Origin of the sequence: Pontibacter sp. BAB1700, from assembly GCF_000277005.1 — a bacterium.
Lineage (GTDB): Bacteria > Bacteroidota > Bacteroidia > Cytophagales > Hymenobacteraceae > Pontibacter > Pontibacter lucknowensis.
On record NZ_AKIS01000075.1, the window covers coordinates 1 to 17,028 of the forward strand.

At 51.7% G+C, this 17,028-nt stretch carries 8 protein-coding genes and 1 pseudogene; 4 read left to right on the forward strand and 5 right to left on the reverse strand.

Going from position 1 to position 17,028, the window contains the following annotated elements:
• Positions 1–311 precede the first annotated feature (311 nt).
• The 3 genes from O71_RS09235 to O71_RS27210 all read left to right on the forward strand — a co-directional run bounded on the left by O71_RS09235 (position 312) and on the right by O71_RS27210 (position 3,840).
• Entirely contained in the window at positions 312–1,118 is an 807-nt protein-coding gene (locus O71_RS09235; protein ID WP_040574075.1) for a PepSY domain-containing protein, read from the forward strand.
• A 137-nt stretch (positions 1,119–1,255) separates the two neighbouring features.
• Positions 1,256–3,628 carry a M14 metallopeptidase family protein gene (locus O71_RS09240; protein ID WP_007655846.1) on the forward strand — a complete coding sequence of 791 codons (2,373 nt, stop codon included), beginning with the start codon at positions 1,256–1,258 and terminating at the stop codon, positions 3,626–3,628.
• An 89-nt stretch (positions 3,629–3,717) separates the two neighbouring features.
• Positions 3,718–3,840 (forward strand): hypothetical protein, encoded by a 123-nt coding sequence (locus O71_RS27210; protein WP_007655848.1) that lies wholly within the window; start codon positions 3,718–3,720, stop codon positions 3,838–3,840.
• 84 nt (positions 3,841–3,924) lie between these two features.
• On the opposite strand, the pseudogene O71_RS09245 reads toward O71_RS27210, so the two are convergent.
• The 3 genes and pseudogenes from O71_RS09245 to O71_RS09255 all read right to left on the reverse strand — a co-directional run bounded on the left by O71_RS09245 (position 3,925) and on the right by O71_RS09255 (position 10,237).
• Positions 3,925–4,877: pseudogene (locus tag O71_RS09245) on the reverse strand (type IX secretion system membrane protein PorP/SprF).
• 27 nt (positions 4,878–4,904) lie between these two features.
• Positions 4,905–7,730, reverse strand: coding sequence for a gliding motility-associated C-terminal domain-containing protein (locus O71_RS09250; protein ID WP_369750902.1), 2,826 nt, complete (start codon positions 7,728–7,730; stop codon positions 4,905–4,907).
• Positions 7,625–10,237 carry a SprB repeat-containing protein gene (locus O71_RS09255; protein WP_007655852.1) on the reverse strand — a complete coding sequence of 871 codons (2,613 nt, stop codon included), beginning with the start codon at positions 10,235–10,237 and terminating at the stop codon, positions 7,625–7,627. Before O71_RS09255 ends, O71_RS09250 begins: the two co-directional genes overlap by 106 nt.
• 4 nt (positions 10,238–10,241) lie before the next feature.
• Here O71_RS09255 and O71_RS26460 point away from each other — a divergent pair, with 4 nt between their 5' ends.
• Entirely contained in the window at positions 10,242–10,370 is a 129-nt protein-coding gene (locus O71_RS26460) for a hypothetical protein (RefSeq protein ID WP_255345374.1), read from the forward strand.
• On the opposite strand, the gene O71_RS09260 is transcribed toward O71_RS26460, so the two are convergent.
• Together O71_RS09260 and O71_RS09265 are read right to left on the reverse strand one after the other, a co-directional pair.
• On the reverse strand, positions 10,360–10,650 hold the full coding sequence (locus tag O71_RS09260) for a hypothetical protein (RefSeq protein WP_007655854.1): 291 nt from the start codon (positions 10,648–10,650) through the stop codon (positions 10,360–10,362). The two genes, O71_RS26460 and O71_RS09260, sit on opposite strands and share 11 nt — an antisense overlap.
• Positions 10,647–17,006 (reverse strand): SBBP repeat-containing protein, encoded by a 6,360-nt coding sequence (locus O71_RS09265; protein WP_192811663.1) that lies wholly within the window; start codon positions 17,004–17,006, stop codon positions 10,647–10,649. Before O71_RS09265 ends, O71_RS09260 begins: the two co-directional genes overlap by 4 nt.
• Between the last annotated feature and the right edge of the window lie 22 nt (positions 17,007–17,028).

The following is a 17,028-nucleotide window of genomic DNA, read 5'->3' on the forward strand; positions in this document are numbered from 1 at the left end:
TAAAATTTAAATTTATTGCACCGTTATTTATCTAATGTTATAACTTAAAACTTAGGCTTGAAAAACATATCCTGCCTAAACGTTCTGAATACAAACAAATGTGAATACTTATATATATTTCAGCCTTATTATAATTGCACTATTTTTCTTGCTATATTTTTAAAGATTTTTCCATCTTCACCTTAAAAATCTTTAATATTTCCACTGAAATTGACGGAGTTTATGCGTGGGTATGACACAAAGTTGTCTTTCTCAAGATTTGCAACAAGCTCTGTTATAGTGTATATTGATTGCTTGTTTATATGAGAGCCATGAAAAGAAAGACGCACCTCCGTGTTCGCAAAACGCATCGCTACCTAGGCCTGATCACAGGTATACAGTTTGTTATGTGGACCATTGGAGGCATATATTTCAGCTTCAGCGATATGAACGAGATACATGGTGACCACCAGCGCAAGCCTGGTGGCATGGCTTTCGAAAGCAACATGGAATTGGTCTCTCCTGCTGAGGTGATGACGCAGTTGCCTGGCCCTGCAACGGTCACGTCGTTGAGATTAATTGACATCCTGGGCACACCGCATTACCAGATCCAAATAGCTGACGGTCATCATTTGGGTGGAGCCGGGCATGACCATGGCCAAATGCCAGCCCAAACCATACTGGCTCTTGCTGAAACCGGTGAGTTGCGCCCGGCACTGAACGAGCAGGAGGCAATTGAACTCGCCCGCCATAGTTTTATAGATTCAAACGCTGTGGCCAGTGTGGAGTATCTTACCAAGGAAAATATAAACGGGCACCATGAGTACCGCGGCAGCGCCCTACCAGCCTGGGCTATCACCATGGAGCACCCCACCAAGACTACGGTATATGTAGCCGCTGAGCAGGGCGTGGTCACCAAGTTCCGGAACGACAAGTGGCGGGTGTTTGACTTCCTCTGGATGATGCATACCATGGATTACCAGGGACGCGATAACTTTGGCAACATCCTGCTGCGCGTGTTTTCGATTGCAGGTATTGTGACTATACTTTCAGGCTTTGCCCTTTACTTTGTGAGCAGTGGTTCACGTCGGAAAAACACCGCCAGACCACAAGATCGGAGACGGCCCGTTATCAGCTAACTTACACGAGCTTACGACACACTGCTATACAAGCCCTGCCACTACCGGCGGGGCTTTTATTTTTGGAAAAGGCGAAGCAAAAGGGGAAATTGCATAACTAACCTTATTTCACGATCACCCTTAAAACAACCGTACCCATGAGAAAAATTTATGCACTCGCCACGGCGGCACTGGTCTTTCTAAGTCAGTGGACGATGGCGCAGGCAGACCTCTCCTACTACCTCCCGCAGGATGTAACCTACAACAAAGAGTTTCTGACACCCAAAGACATTCTGGGCTACAACGTGGGCGAATGGCATGTGAGCCATGACCAGCTGGCCATGTACATGCGGCAAATGGCGCAGCTCTCCGACCGCATCACGATTGAGGAGTATGCCCGCACGCACGAAAACCGCCCGCTATACCTGCTCACCATCACTTCCCCCGAAAACCACAAGAACATCCAGCGCATAAAGGAGCAGCACCGTCAGCTGACTGATCCGAATGCATCCGGCAAGCTCGATATCAGGAACATGCCGGGCGTGGTGTGGATGGGCTACAGCGTGCACGGCAACGAACCGAGCGGCAGCAATGCCTCTTTGCTAGCCGTATACCACCTGGCTGCGGCTCAGGGGCCTGAGATTGAGAAGCTGCTGAATGAGACTGTTATCCTGATCGACCCTTCGATCAACCCGGACGGACTGAACCGCTTTGCCAGTTGGGTAAACACGCACCGCAGCAAAAACCTGGTGACAGACCCAAACAGCGAAGAGTTTTCTGAGGCCTGGCCACGTGGCCGTACCAACCACTACTGGTTTGACCTGAACCGCGACTGGTTGCCGCTCCAGCACCCGGAGTCGAAAGGCAGACTGGCCAAGTTCCACGAGTGGAAGCCAAATGTGCTCACTGACCACCACGAGATGGGCACTAACTCTACTTTCTTCTTTCAACCTGGTATACCGAGCCGCAACCACCCGCTCACCCCGGCTCGCAATTATGACCTGACCAAAAAGATTGCCGGCTTCCATGCCAAAGCACTCGACAAGATCGGTTCGTTCTACTATACAGAAGAGAGCTTTGATGACTTTTACTATGGCAAAGGCTCTACTTACCCGGATGTGAATGGTGCCATCGGCATCCTGTTTGAGCAGGCGAGCTCCAGAGGTCATGCGCAGGAGAGCGTAAACGGTGTACTGACTTTCCCTTTCACCATCCGCAACCAGTTCACCACTACTCTTTCTACTTTGGAGGCGGTGCAGAACATGCGCGAAGAGTTGCTAAACCATCAGCGTGACTTTTACCGCGATGCCCTGAAAGAGTCTGCTAAAGCTCCGGTTGGAGCTTATGTGTTCCACGCCGAGAAAGATCCGGCCCGTGCTTATCACCTGGCTGAGATCATCCACCAGCACCAGATCGACATCTACCGTCCGCAGGAGAAATTCACGATCAACAATGTGACCTATACCCCTGAGAACAGCTACATCGTGCCTACCAACCAGCCGCAGTACAAGCTGATCGAAGGTATGTTTGAGCGCCGTACTTCGTTCCAGGACAGCCTGTTCTACGACGTATCGGCCTGGACGCTGCCGCTAGCTTTCAACCTGGAGCACGCTAACCTGACATCACGCCAGTTCAAACGTAACATGCTTGGCCAGAAACTTGCCTCCGTTGACTTCCCTGCGGGCCAGGTAGTAGGGGGAAACAGCGCTTATGTCTATGCGTTTGAGTGGCATGGCTACTATGCTCCAAGAGCCCTCAATACCCTCTTCAACCATGGTTTGCAGGCCAGAGTGGCCACGGATCGATTTACAGGTGCGAATGGTAAGCAGTTTGACTACGGCACCATCCTGATACCTGTGACAGGTCAGCCAGTCAGTGCGGAGCGCATACACGAGCTGATGACTCAAATCGCTAAGGACAATGGCATCATGGTACATGCTATCAGCACCGGATTCACAGAAGGCATCAACCTGGGGAGCCCGGGCATCTATACCTTGCAGCAACCTAAAGTAGCCATGCTGATCGGCGACGGCGTGAACAGCAACGACGCCGGTGAAGCCTGGCACCTGCTCGACCACCGCTTCGATATCGTCACTAGCCTGATCAATGCCGAGTCTGTGAACCGCGCTGACCTGAGCCGTTACAATGTGATGGTCATGGCCGATGGCTCTTACGGTAGTATTTCGGAGATCGGTAAGGCGAGACTCCGCACCTGGGTGCAGCAGGGCGGTACGCTGATAGGTATGGGCAATGCCACGCGTTGGCTTGCCGATAACAAGATTGGTAATTTCACCTTCAAGCAGGGCGAAAGTAACAACACCGAGCGACTGCCATACGCTACTATGAGCAACACGACTGGTGCACAGGTGATTGGTGGTGCCATTTTTGAAACCAACCTCGACCTGACGCATCCGCTGGGATATGGCTACTACAATAGCAAACTGCCTGTGTTCCGCGACAACCGCTTGTTCATGGAGCCTTCCAAGAGCCTTATGCCAACCCGGCGGTATACACAGCCAACCCACTGCTGAGCGGCTACATTTCCAAACCGAACCTGAAGCAGCTTGGCAATACGGCTGCAATCTCGGTGTCGGCTTTGGGTGGAGGTAAAGTCATTGGCATGACAGACAATCCGAATTTCCGTGCCTTCTGGTTCGGCACTAACAAGTTGTTCCTCAACAGCATTTTCTTCGGCCAGATCATCAGCGGAGGTTCCGCCCGAGCAGAGGAAGCAGCGCATTAACAAGCGATTATAAACCATCTTTTAACAGAAAGGCCAGCGCAAATGCGCTGGCCTTTCTGTTTTTGTGAACGATGGACTTGTACCTTATTTGAAGCGGTAGCCTAGCACGATCTCGTGTGAACCGGCACTCTGGTGGCGCATGCGCGACACGGTGATGTCGTAGGTATAGCTCAGTTGAAACTGCTCCTGAAACTGCACGCCTACCAAACCCACGATCGCATCCTGTGTACGGTAAGAGACGCCTGCCCATACCTGGTCATCATACACAGTCTTCTGGCGACGCTTGCTCATGTGGTAGGCCGCTTTCATATTGAAGTCAGCCTGAACCGGGGCGCCTGCACGTACTTCAGCAAAGCAGAAGGCATCAGCCGAATTTTGTCGTGCACATCGAAGTTATACCCGCCTGACACAAACAAGTGGCGCGAAAGGCGGCTAACCTCTTCTCCCCCATCCACTTCGTGTATCTTGTTGCCAAGCACCTGAAACAGGGAAACACCGAAGTAAAAGTCTTCTGAGTGCATGAATGTACCGAGCGTCAGGTCCGGCATAAAGGCGTCTACGCGGCCATGGTTCGTCACTGGGTCACGCTCGTTGGAGCCGTCTGCCAGGCGCACTTTGGCTGGATCGAATCGAAACTGCTGGAAACCTGCAGAAAAGCCCGACGACAGGTAAATGCTTCGGTTCAGCGGCACGTGGTACGCATAGGAAGCCAGGGCGCCGGTGCGGGTCGTTGGGCCTGTCTGGTCGGTGTACACCATACCGCCTGCCCCATGGAAGCCCTGCGTCTTGCGGCTGCGCTTCAGGTGTCGGTTAAACAGGGCGCCCTCTCCACTCAGGTAGAAGGTTTTAGGTGCGCCCTCAAAGCCGACCCATTGGTTGCGGTAGCCCATCTTAACGTTTACATCCTTCTCAAACCCAGCTACCGCCGGGTTGAGAATGAAGTAATTGGTCATGTACTGTGAGTAAAGGGCTTTCTGCTGGGCCGACGCGGTGAAGGCAATCAACAAAAAGCAGAGAATTAATATATTATTTTTCATAACGGTCTCTTTCTAAAATGGCGAAACTTAACGCATGATGGTCACTGATGTCTTAACTGCCGGCGTATCGTCACCGAACTCGATGATGGCGTAGTAGGTACCATCTGGCAGTCGCTTGCCGTTGTTCGTACCGTCCCATTCTTTGCCATATCCTCTCGACTCGAATACCGGGCTACCCCAGCGGTTGTAGATCGTCACTCTGCAGTTAGGGAAAGTCTCCGGCAGGTTGCGAATCACCCAGGTGTCGTTGATACCGTCGCCGTTTGGTGTGAAACCGTTCGGAATGTCGAGTTCACCAAGGATAGTCACGTCAAACTCAACCTCTGTAAAACAACCGCTGGCATCACGCACTTTCAGGTAGTGTTTGCCACCGCGCAGGTTTAGGAACTCTGACTCGTTTACAAATTCTCCACCGTTAAGTGAGTAGACATATGGTGCCGTACCTCCGCTGATTGCGCTCACTTTAGCACTGCCTGAGTTAGGTTTACCTGGCATTCCATCCGTTACAGCCATTTCCACTTGCAGTGCGGCTGGCTCCTTGATCTCCACTGCACCCAATGTGATGGTACATGTAGAAGAGAAGCGGGTGATCACTTGGTAAGTACCCTTCGCCAGTCCTGTAAACTCCGGGTTTTTCTGGAAGGTCTTGCCATTGTCGACGCTGTACTCGGTGTTGGCTTCGCTTCCAGTGGCCTCGATCAGGATAGTACCGTTCTTATCGCCGAAGCAACTGATGTGACTCACATTCGCTACTTTGCTGGACAGACCCGCCACTGTTACCGGAACAGAGAAGGTACAACCTTTGGCATCTTTCACGGTGAGGGTATAGCTACCCGCCGCTATGTTCGCCAGGGTAGTAGAGGCAGAGAATTTAGTGCCGTCAAGTGAGTAGGTATAGGGCGCTGTGCCGCCTAGCACTTCCGTTACTTTCACTTCGCCGGCGGCATTGCCACAAGCAGCAGCCGATACGCTGAACTTCACATCTGTCAGCATTGGACTGTTTTGCAAGGTCACGGTTTGAACTTGTGTACAGCCGCTGGCATCTTTCACCATTATCTGGTACTCCCCTTCAGCCAAGCCAGTAAAGTTTGGCTCTGCTACGAAGTTGTTTCCGTCGATGCTGTAGGTATAAGGAGCCGTACCGCCTACGATCTCACTGATCGCGATGCGGCCGTTGCGCTCACCGCAACTGGCATCAGTGCCGGTCGCCGTGAAGCTTTCTATTCCACCGCTACTCTGCACTGCCTGCTCTACTGTGATAGCACAGCCTTCTGCGTCTTTGATCGTGATGGTATAAGTACCTGCCGTCAGGTTGCCGAAAGTAGCAGAGGCTTGGAAGCTACCCCCGTTCAGGCTGTAGGTATAAGGAGCTGTGCCACCATCTACTGCCGTTACTGTGATAGAGCCGTTGGTCTCGCCGCAAGCAGCTTTGTTTGCTGTAAGCGTCGCTTCTTTCGGACCTTTCTGCGCTACTGTTACAGTTGTTACCGCACTGCAACCGTTGGCATCCTGCACCGTCACTTCGTACTCACCTGGCGCCAGTCCTGCGAAGGCAGCAGCCCCCTGGAAAGCTGAGCCGTTGATGGAGTAGGTATAAGGAGCTACACCGCCAGTTACCTTGCTAACTGTGATGGCACCGTCGTTGGCATCGCAAGATGCCGCTATGGTGCTTGCAGTCAGAGCCGAAGGACCAGCTACGTTGCCCACCTCCACTTTCTTCTCGATGGTACAGCCGTTGGCGTCTTTCACGGTGATGGTGTGCTCGCCAGCTGCCACTGAGGCAAAGACTGATTCGCTTTGGAAATCACCGTCGTTCAGGCTGTAGGTATAAGGGGCTTTGCCTCCTGTTACACTACTTGCCGTGATGCTGCCATTGGCTTCGCCACAGGTAGCTGTGGTAGATGCAAGCTCAAAGCCAGACGGACCGGCAATGTTCTCGATCACCACCGCTTTGCTGAAGGTACAGCCGTTAGCGTCTTTGATGTATACTGTGTGGTTGCCTGCCGCCATACCTGTCAGCTCAGCAGAAGGCTGGAAGTTTGTTCCATCCTTGCTGTAGGTATAAGGAGCACGGCCTCCGGTCACTGCACCGATTGTTACGCTGCCGTTGCTGGCACCGCAGGTAGATGCTTTCACCGTTGTAGCGAATCCTTCCGGACCATCGGTGTTGGTTACCGTCACCGCTTTCGCGAAGATACAGCCGTTGGCGTCTTTCACTGTCACCAGGTACTCTCCGGCAGCAAGCGCTGTAAAGCGATCTGATGTCTGGAAGTTGGTACCGTTGATGCTGTAGGTATAAGGCGCTGTTCCGCCGTCTACGTTGCTCACGCTGATCTGTCCGTTGCTGTTGCCGCAGGTTGTGTTCTGGGCTGAAGCAGTGAGGTCGGTTGGCCCTGTCACATCGTTGATTGTGATGGTCTCAGTGTGCGTGCAGTCATTGGCGTCTTTCACGGTTACAGTGTATTCACCTGCTACCAAACCTGAGAAGCTGCTTCCGCTCTGGAAAGCGCCGCCGTTCAGGCTATAGGTATAAGGAGCGGCGCCACCGTCCACAGAAGTGATTCGGATACTGCCATTGTCGCTACCGCAGGTTGAGCTGTTGGTTGAGGCAACAAAACTGCCCGGACCGTCTTTGTCAACTTTAACAGTGGTAGTTGTCTCGCAACCTTTGGCATCTCTTACTGTCAGGGTATACTCTCCGGAGGCCAGACCTGTAAAGCTGTTTCCGGACTGGAAGCTACCGCCGTTCAGGCTATACTCGTAAGGAGCGTACCGCCTGTTACCGTGCCTGCCGTGATGTGGCCGTCGTTGTCGGCGCAGGTGGCTGCTTGTGCGCTTGCTACCACTGCCGATGGACCGGCAATGTCAGACACTGAGAAGGCTTTCGCGAAGGTACAGCCATTGTCGTCTTTCACGGTGATGGTGTATTCTCCGGCTAACAGACCTCTGAAGGTTGGAGAAGCCTGGAAGTTTTTACCGTCGATGGCGTAAGAATAAGACTCCGTTCCACCTGAAACATTCGTTACCGTCAGTTCACCGTTGGCAGCGCCACAGGTAGAAGCTGTCATAGATACGGTCAGGTTAGTAGGTCCGGCAATGTTATCGACTACGATCTCCTCGCTGTAAATACAACCATTAGCATCTTTCACAGTTACCGTGTAGTTTCCAGCCAGCACATTCTCGAAAGTAGTACCCTCCTGGAAGTTGCTGCCGTCGATGCTGTAGGTATAGCCACCAGCTTCACCGGTTACACCTGTCACGCTGATCGTGCCGTTGGCGCTGCCGCAGGTAGAGGAAGTACTGGCCAGGATCATGTCGCTCGGACCAGGTACATCTTCTATCGTCACGACTTTAGCAACTACACAGCCGTTGTCATCTTTCACAGTGATCGTGTGCTCACCTGCCAGTAGACCTGTCAGGGTAGCTGATTCCTGGAAGTTCACGCCGTCTTTGCTGTAGGTATAAGGCGCTGTGCCCTCTGTTACTTCACCCACTGTTACCGAACCGTTTGCACGACCGCAGCTGGAGCTTTGTAACGTTACCACGAAGTCAGACGGACCCGGGATGTTCTCGATAGTAACAGACTGGGTATAGGTACAGCCGTTTTTGTCTTTCACGGTTACCTCGTAGGTGCGGGCCGCCAGGCCTGCGAAAGTGGTTCCGCTCTGGAAGTTGGTGCCGTCGATGCTGTAGGTATAAGGGGAAGTTCCACCTGTTACCTCACCGATAGTAAACTGTCCGTTGCTGTCGCCGCAGGTAGAAGCTGTTACAACTATAGCCAGTTCGGAAGGACCAGCAATATCACTCACCTGCACCTGGCGTGTAACCGTACAACCCTTGGCATCTTTCACCGTGATGGCATGCGTGCCGGCCACAAAGCCAGTCAGGGTAGCCGATTCCTGGAAGTTCACACCGTCCTTGCTGTAGGTATAAGGCGCGAATCCACCTGTTACTTCACCCACTGTAATGGTGCCGTTGTTGCTTCCGCAGGTAGTTGAAGTGGTCGTGCTGGCAAAAGTAGTCGGAACGTCATTCGTCACCGTCACCCTTGTCGTCACGGTACAGCCGTTGGCGTCCTTCACGGTCAGGGTATACGCTCCTGAGGCAAGTGCTCCAAAAGTAGTCTCTGATTGGAAGTCGCTGCCGTTGATGCTGTACTGGTAAGGAGCTACGCCGCCTGTTACAGTACCTGCCGTAATGCTGCCGTCGTTGTCGTTGCAGCTGGCAGGGGCAAAAGTAGCTGCCACTGCAGTCGGGCCTCCGATGTTCGTTACAGTTATCTGCTTCGATACGATACAGCCATTGGCATCTTTCACGCGGATATTGTAGTTGCCCGCAGTCAGACCGGCAAACAGGTTCGACTCCTGGAAGTTCACGCCATCGCGGCTGTAGGTATAATCTGAAGTGCCGCCTGTCACGCCTGTTACTCTGATCTCGCCGTTGGCAGCGCCGCAGGTAGAAGCAGTAGCCTCGGCAGTCAGGTTTGTAGGTCCGGCAATGTTATCGACCACAATCTCCTTACTAAAGGTACAGCCGTTGACATCTTTCACGGTTACAGTATACCTGCCGGCCAGTACGTTCCCGAAAGTAGTTCCCTCCTGGAAGCCGCCGCCATTCAGTGCATAGGTATAGGAAGAGGTTCCGCCTGTCACACCTGTCACACTGATCGTACCGTTAGCGCTGCCGCAGGTAGAGGATTCGGTTGCAAGCGTGATATCCGTTGGACCGGGGATGTTCTCTATCGTGATCGTCTTAGCAAACTCGCAATCGTTATCGTCGCGTACCGTGATGGTATACTCACCGGCAGCCAGTGCTGCAAATGAAGTTCCTGTTTGGAAATTACGTCCGTCGATGCTGTAAGCAAATGGAGCCGTACCGCCTGTCACCTCACCTACTGTAATGCTGGCGTTGCTGTCACCGCAAGTAGAGGAGGCAGCAGTCAGCTCAAAGTCGCTTGGTCCTGCGATGTCTTCAACTTCTACTGTTACTGAACCCACACAGCCGTTCTGGTCTTTCACCAGCACTTCGTAAGTACCAGCCAGCACATTTTCGAATACAAGGCCATTCTGGAAGTTAGCGCCATCGATGCTGTAGGTATACGGACCAACACCGCCTGTTACACCACTTATCGTGATGCGTCCATTTGCAGCGCCGCAAGTTGTCGCAACTGGTGTAGCCCTGAACTCCGGACCTGCAATATTGCTCACAGACACTGACTTGGAGAACACGCAGCCTTTGCTGTCGCGCACCCAGATGGTATGCGAGCCTGCTGCAAAACCCGTCAGTGTAGCGTTGGTGCTGAAGTTCTCTCCGTCTTTGCTATACTCGTAAGTACCAGTACCCCCTGTTACAGTGCCCACCGTAATGCTGCCATTGCTGTCGCCGCAGGTAGAGGATACCGATGTGCTGGCAAAGTTGGTTGGTACGTTGGTGTTTACTTTTACTGTGGTGGTGACGGTACAGTCATTTCCGTCTTTAGCTGTTACGATATAGTCCCCGGAGGCCAGTCCTGTAAAGTTTTTCGACTCCTGGAAGTTGGTACCGTCAATTGAGTAGGTATAAGTTCCAGTACACCTGTTGCCGTACCCACCGTAATCGAACCGTCGTTGTTTTGGCAGCTGGCTGCCTGGGTGGTGGCCGTTACTGCTGTAGGTCCGCCGGTGTTGGTTACATTGAACTTCTGCGCGAATGTACAGCCTCTGGCATCTTTTACCGTAATGGTATACTCACCGGCAGCCAATCCTGTGAAGAGATCGCTTTCCTGGAAATTCACGCCATTACGGCTGTAGGTATAGCCTCAGTTCCACCAGAAACACGGGTTATACGCAACTCACCGTTAGCGGCACCGCAAGTAGAGGCTGTCATTTCTGCAGTCAATCCATCCGGACCGGCAATGTTATCCACCGCTACTTCTTTGGTGAAGGTACAACCTCTGGCGTCTTTCACTGTGATGGCGTAGGTGCGTGCCGTTAAGCCTGCGAAGGTAGCCGACTCCTGGAAGGCGCCGCCATTCAGGCTATAGGTATAGTCAGATGTACCGCCGGTTACTGCACTCACTGTGATCGAACCGTTGCTGTTACCGCAGGTAGATGATACTGCAGCCAGCGTGATATCAGTTGGGCCAGGGATGTTGGTTACTTCAATTGTCTGAGTAGCTACGCAGCCTTTTCCATCTCGCACTGAAACAATGTACTCTCCGGCGGCCAGGTTCGCGAAAGAATTACTGTTCTGGAAGCTGCCATTGTTCAGGCTGTACTGGTAAGTACCCGTTCCGCCTGTCACATTGCTCACCACGATCTGTCCGTTGCTGTCGCCGCAAGTGCTGGATTCAGCCGCTGCCACAAAGCTTGGACCTGCCACATCCGTTACGGTAAAGTCTTTTGCAAACGTACAGCCGTTTTCATCTTTCACCGTGATGGTATAATCATCAGCCAACAATCCTTCGAAAGTAGCTGACTCCTGGAAGTTCTCACCGTCGATGGAGTAGGTGTACGTTTCGGTATTGCCTGTTACCCCTGTCACCGTCAGGCGACCGTTCGGATTACTGCAGCTAGAGGCTGTAGCAGTCGCCACGATATCCGTCGGGCCAGCAATGTCGCTCACCGCTATCTGGCGGGAAACCACGCAGCCTTTGCTGTCGCGCACCCAAACAGTGTGGGTAGTAGCAGAGAAACCGGCAAGGATATTACCGTCTCCAAAGTTCTGGCCATCCTTGCTATACTTATATGGACCTGTACCGCCTGTTACACCAGTCACCGTAATCGTACCGTTGCTGTTACCGCAGGTAGACGGGTTGGTAGTGAAAGCGAAAGTAGTCGGCACGTTGGTACCTATTGTTACAGATCGGGTGATGATACAGTCATTCTCGTCCATTACCGTCACGGTATAAGGACCAGCGGCAAGGCCATTGAATACATTTGACTCCTGGAAATCTATTCCGTTGATGGAGTAGGTATAGATACCTGTTCCACCTGTTACATTACCCACTGTAATACGGCCGTCATTGTTGTTACAGCTGGCAGCCTGTGTAGAAACTGCCACCGCCGTTGGGCCAGGGATGTTAGTAAGTGTAAAGGTTCTGGAGAAGGTACAGCCATTGGCATCTCTCACCGTGATCACGTGCTGTCCAATAGCCAAGCCAGTGAAGGCAGGTGACTCCTGGAAGTTCACGCCATCGCGGCTATACCTGTAGCCACCGGCGGTGCCTGTCACACCTGTTACCCGGATCTCGCCATTGGCTGCACCGCAAGTTGTATTGCTTACAGTCGCGGCAAAGTTGGTAGGACCAGCCACATCCGTCACGGTCACTTCCTTCGTAAACACACATTTGTTGCCATCTTTTACTGTGATGCTGTAGGTATCAGCCGTCAGATTGGCGAAAGTGTTGGATGTCTGGAAATCGCCACCGTTGATGCTATAGGTATAAGAACCGCTGCCGCCTGTCACAAGACCTACTTCGATGCTACCGTCGTTGCGACCACAGCTCGAGGCATTGGCAGTGAAGGCAAAATCAGACGGACCAGGGATGTTCTCGATTCTCACTTCTTTAGAGAAGGTACAGCCACGGCCATCTTTTATAGTAATTGTGTGTGGACCTTCTGCCAAACCAGTTAGTGTAGCCGAAGTCTGGAATTTCTGCCCATCCTTGCTATAGGTATAAGTGCCGATTCCTCCCACAATGCCACTTACAATTACTGATCCGTTGGCGTTGCCGCAGGTTGCTGCGGTTGGAGTGATTGTGAAATCAGTCGGTACGCTCTGCCCTACTGTTACCGATGTGCTCACGGTACAGCCGTTGGTGTCGCGTGCTCTTAAGGTATAAACGCCTTCCGCCAAACCAGTGAAGGTGGTACCCGTCTGGTAAGTGCCATTATTGAGCGCATACTCAATTGTACCGGTACCTCCTGAAACGCCACCCACAGTGATAGTACCGTCGTTGTTATGACAGCTGGCAGGGGCCGAACTGGCAGTTAAACCTGCTGGTCCTTCCACATTGGTCAGGGTAAAGGATTTGCTGAAGGTACAGCCATTGGCATCCTGCACAGCGATCGTATAAACGGTTCCGGCAACCAGACCAGTAAAAGTATTGCCTGTCTGGAAAGTTCCGCCATTAATCGAGTACATGAACGTGCGGTTGCCTTCAGTAGTCACACCAGTTACCTGGATTTCACCGTTGCTGTCACCGCAGGTAGTAGCCTTGAGCTCGACTGCTAAGTCCGTCGGACCTGGTGTATTGGTGATGGTCACCTGCTTGCTGAAAGTACAGCCTCTTTCGTCTCTCACCCACACCATGTGCGTACCGGCCATGAAACCTGCGAGCGTAGGAGAAGACTGGTAGTTCTGGCCATCCTTGCTATACTCCAGTTCACCAACGCCTCCCTCAACGCCTGAAATCGTCACGGTGCCATTCGGGTTGCCGCAGGTAGAGGCTGCCGGTGTAGCAGTAAAATTGGTCAGGGTCTGCTGCGCCACGTTAACCGAAGTAGTAACTATACAGCCATTAATATCTCTTGCCGTTAAGGTGTAGTCGCCAGAGGCGAGGCCTGTGAAGGTAAGTTCGCTCTGGAAGTCACGGCCGTTGATGGAGTATTCCATCGTACCGGTTCCACCTGTCACCTCGCCTGCTGTTATAGTACCATCGTTGTTGTGGCAGCTGGCAGGGGCCGATGTAGCCGTTACGGCTGTCGGGCCAGGCGTATCGGTCAGTGTAAATGACTTGCTAAAGGTACAGCCATTGGCGTCTTTCACCGTGATGGTATAAGAAACTCCGGCAGTCAGTCCTATGAACGTATCGCCTGTCTGGAAACCCTCTCCATTGATAGCGTATTCGAAAGTACGGTTACCCGATGAAGTTACGCCAGTTACCTTGATCTCACCGTTTCTGTCGCCGCAAGTAGTGGCTTTGAGCTCAACTGTAAAATCAGCAGGCCCTGGCACTTGTGTGATGGTAAAGGTTTCTACAACAGAACAGCCCGAGGCATCGGTAACCGTGAGTGTATAGGTGCCGGCCGCTTTATTATTAATAGAAGCAGTGGTTTCGCCGGAGCTCCAGCGATAGCTCAAGGCTCCCTGGCCACCTGCCACAGTAGCGCTGATCGTGCCTAATGTTCCATTACAGATTACTGGCGTACCTGTCAGGGTTACTTCCATTCTGTAGAATGAGATTACTACCTCGTCCTGCACTGGACCACAATCGCCGTTTCCGGTTGACTCTAATGTCAGCGTAACAGAACCTGCATTTAACTCTGTCTCTGTTGGAGTATAGGTAGCGTTGAGGTCTGTCCTGCTTGAGAAGGTACCGTTGCCACCTATCCAGCGGCCTCCTGTGGCGGCTGTAACAACACCTGCCAGTTGCACGGTACTGCCTGCGCACAACAATTGGTCAGGGCCAGCGTTGGCAGTGAGATTTGAAACCACCTCCACTGTGGCCGAGAACTCTTCGCAATCTCTTGAATCTTTGGGTATAGCTATTAACTTATAAGTGCCTATAGCTGTAGCCGTATAATTCAGGCTACTTCCTACCTGATCACCGGCAGCATTTTTCCAGACATAGTCAAAACCAGTGGTCTGGTCACCACCTGTTACGTTTCCTCTCAGCACTACGCCACCGCCGCCAGGGCATATAATGGCAGGTGTTGGCGCTATTGTGACAACAGGTCTGCGATGGAATGTGACTTCGATATCATCATAATAAAGGTTGTCGGAACATGAACTCTGGAAAGCTGTACCCCGAACACGGTACATCACTTTAGCAGGGGCATCATCGTCGCCTGTTACAACCGCCTCTTTTTTACCATTCGGGAAACTCAGGTATTTCAGATAGACTCCGTTACCAGTCAGGTCTTCCCACACGATACTTTCTTCATTAAAAGTATCAGGCGCTTTTAAGATATCGGAGCAACCTGCTGTGAGAGACACATCGGCCTGCGGCTCAAAGGCAGCAATGGACCTGATCGTGTATCTATTTGCGTTGCCACCAGGCTTACAGAAAGTGATGGTAAAGATACCTGTGTTCGGAGCACAAACTTCATCACCTACCCTTACTTCTGCGCCGCAGTTTATAGTATAATACATGGCCCCGGCTCCACCATCAACTGTCACCACTATTTGGCCAGCCCTTTCATCCAGTATCACATTGAACTGAATACAGTTATCATCCTCACAGACACTACCATTTCTGCTTGTTGGTGGTGATGTATATACTCCATTCGGATTTCCGCGCAGATCCACATCAAAGGTAGGAACAGTCGCGAGCACCACTGCTATAGAGGCGGAGTTAGTACATCCGTTCACATTGACAGTGAGGGTATAAGTGCCTGCATCACTGGCTCTCATACTAGCCCGGGTTGGTTCCCGCAGAGTGGAAGTGAAGTTATTTGGTCCCGTCCATGAGTAGGTGGCACCCGGGATTTTTGTCGCAGATAAATAAAGCGTTCCACCAACACTTGGACTGCTGGCTGTCAGTTCAGGCACTGGAGGCTTAGCACTAATGGTGAGATCGGTACCATTGTCTGTGCCAATTATTGTACCATTACTATTGGTAACTCTTATTCTGTATCGACTACCTGCAGGAATATCAACAGGGATAGTAGCGCTTATTGTACCGGTGTTATTGCTAATCGAACCGATGGTAACAGCGCTACCAAAATCACCGTTCATATCAGAAAGTTGTGCTCTGTATCCATTACCCAGGTTCCTGGATGTGCTGTAGCCTACGTTGATGACCTGCCCTGGGCAGTAAGCTCCTGCTGTTACACTTGATGTTTTTAACAGAGGTAGCAGCTGCGAGATAAATGTCTCTTCACCTCCTCTGTTAGGGATAACAATTCCGCCAAAGTTGGTCGTATTTCCCTGGAAGTAGCCTGTAACATATACATTTTGAGTATGGTCCGACACTATGCCTAAACCGCGGTCATCCGCAGCGCTACCAGCTCCAATACCCCATTTTGGATTGCCATTTCGGTCGTAGTGCGCCGCGAATATATCAAGTGCGCCAACCGGGTTTGGTAAGGATCCACCAATACTAACATTATTCCCGCTATAGCTTCCAGTCAGGAAAATATTGCCGTCTTTATCTACTGACAGGCCTCCAAGTTCTTCGTTAGCGTTTCCGCCTGCTCCTTTCGCCCACACAACTGTGCCTGCGCTCGAGTACTTTGCCAGAAAAATATCCTGACTGGAGCCGCTGTTGTTAAAGGAGATTGAGCCAAAAGTAGTTCTTGCAGAGAAGTTACCGCCAAGATACAAGTTAGCAGCCCCATCTATACCTAAGCCAGTTACTTTATCAGCACCATTCCCACCGGCTTTTTGCGCCCACCTTATAGCACCGCTGTTCGTGTAAGAAGCAAGGAATATGTCCTGGTTGCCTGAGTGTGCAAGCGGCGTAAAGCCAAGTGTAAAATCGCCGTTGAAGTTACCGGCTACATATATGTTGTTGTTAGCGTCGATCGCAATACCTCTACCTTCGTCAGCTGCAGTGCCACCAATAGTCTGTGCCCACACAAAAACTCCGCTTGCATTCAGCATCGCCACAAAGCCATCTGTGTTGCCCGCACTTGTCAAAGTGGTGTTACCGAAACTAGCCGTACCGGTCAGGCTTCCGGTTATGTAACTATTGCCGGATGCATCTACTGTTATACCTGTACCTTTATCTGCAGCGTTACCTCCTGCTTTGGTTGCCCAAACCACGTTACCGCTTGTGTTATACTTAACAACAACAATGTCGCTCAAGCCACTACTTGTCAGGCTTGTACTGCCTAAAGTGGTAGAACCGGTAAAGGAAGTGATAACGTAGCTGTTTCCGGATGCGTCCGTTTTCAGTGCGCCTTCGTCTGTCAGGTTGGTATCGGAGATCTTACGAGCCCACAAAAAATTACCTGTGTCGCTATACTTGGTAAGATAGGTCCCTATACCTGAGGTATAAAGCGTTGTGGTTTCGAATGTGGCAGACGGATTAGAAAAATGCCCGAGCACGTATAGGTTGCCGGCACCGTCTACCTGGATAGACCGCCCGTGGTCGTGGGAAACCCCACCGACCGTTTTCACCCAATTTATGTCCTGCCCAAACGCTGGCATGCTGCCACTAATCAATAGAGCAGCCGCAAGAATAAACTGTAGAAGTTTGTTCATATAATGATCAATAAATTTCAAA

What these genes read in the sequence shown, in the direction of transcription:
- O71_RS09235 (WP_040574075.1), top strand. Translation starts at nt 312, where the DNA reads ATGAAAAGAAAGACGCACCTCCGTGTTCGCAAAACGCATCGCTACCTA.
- O71_RS09240 (WP_007655846.1), top strand. Translation starts at nt 1,256, where the DNA reads ATGAGAAAAATTTATGCACTCGCCACGGCGGCACTGGTCTTTCTAAGT.
- O71_RS27210 (WP_007655848.1), top strand. Translation starts at nt 3,718, where the DNA reads ATGACAGACAATCCGAATTTCCGTGCCTTCTGGTTCGGCACTAACAAG.
- O71_RS26460 (WP_255345374.1), top strand. Translation starts at nt 10,242, where the DNA reads ATGCTGCCATTGCTGTCGCCGCAGGTAGAGGATACCGATGTGCTGGCA.
- O71_RS09265 (WP_192811663.1), bottom strand. Translation starts at nt 17,006, where the DNA reads ATGAACAAACTTCTACAGTTTATTCTTGCGGCTGCTCTATTGATTAGT.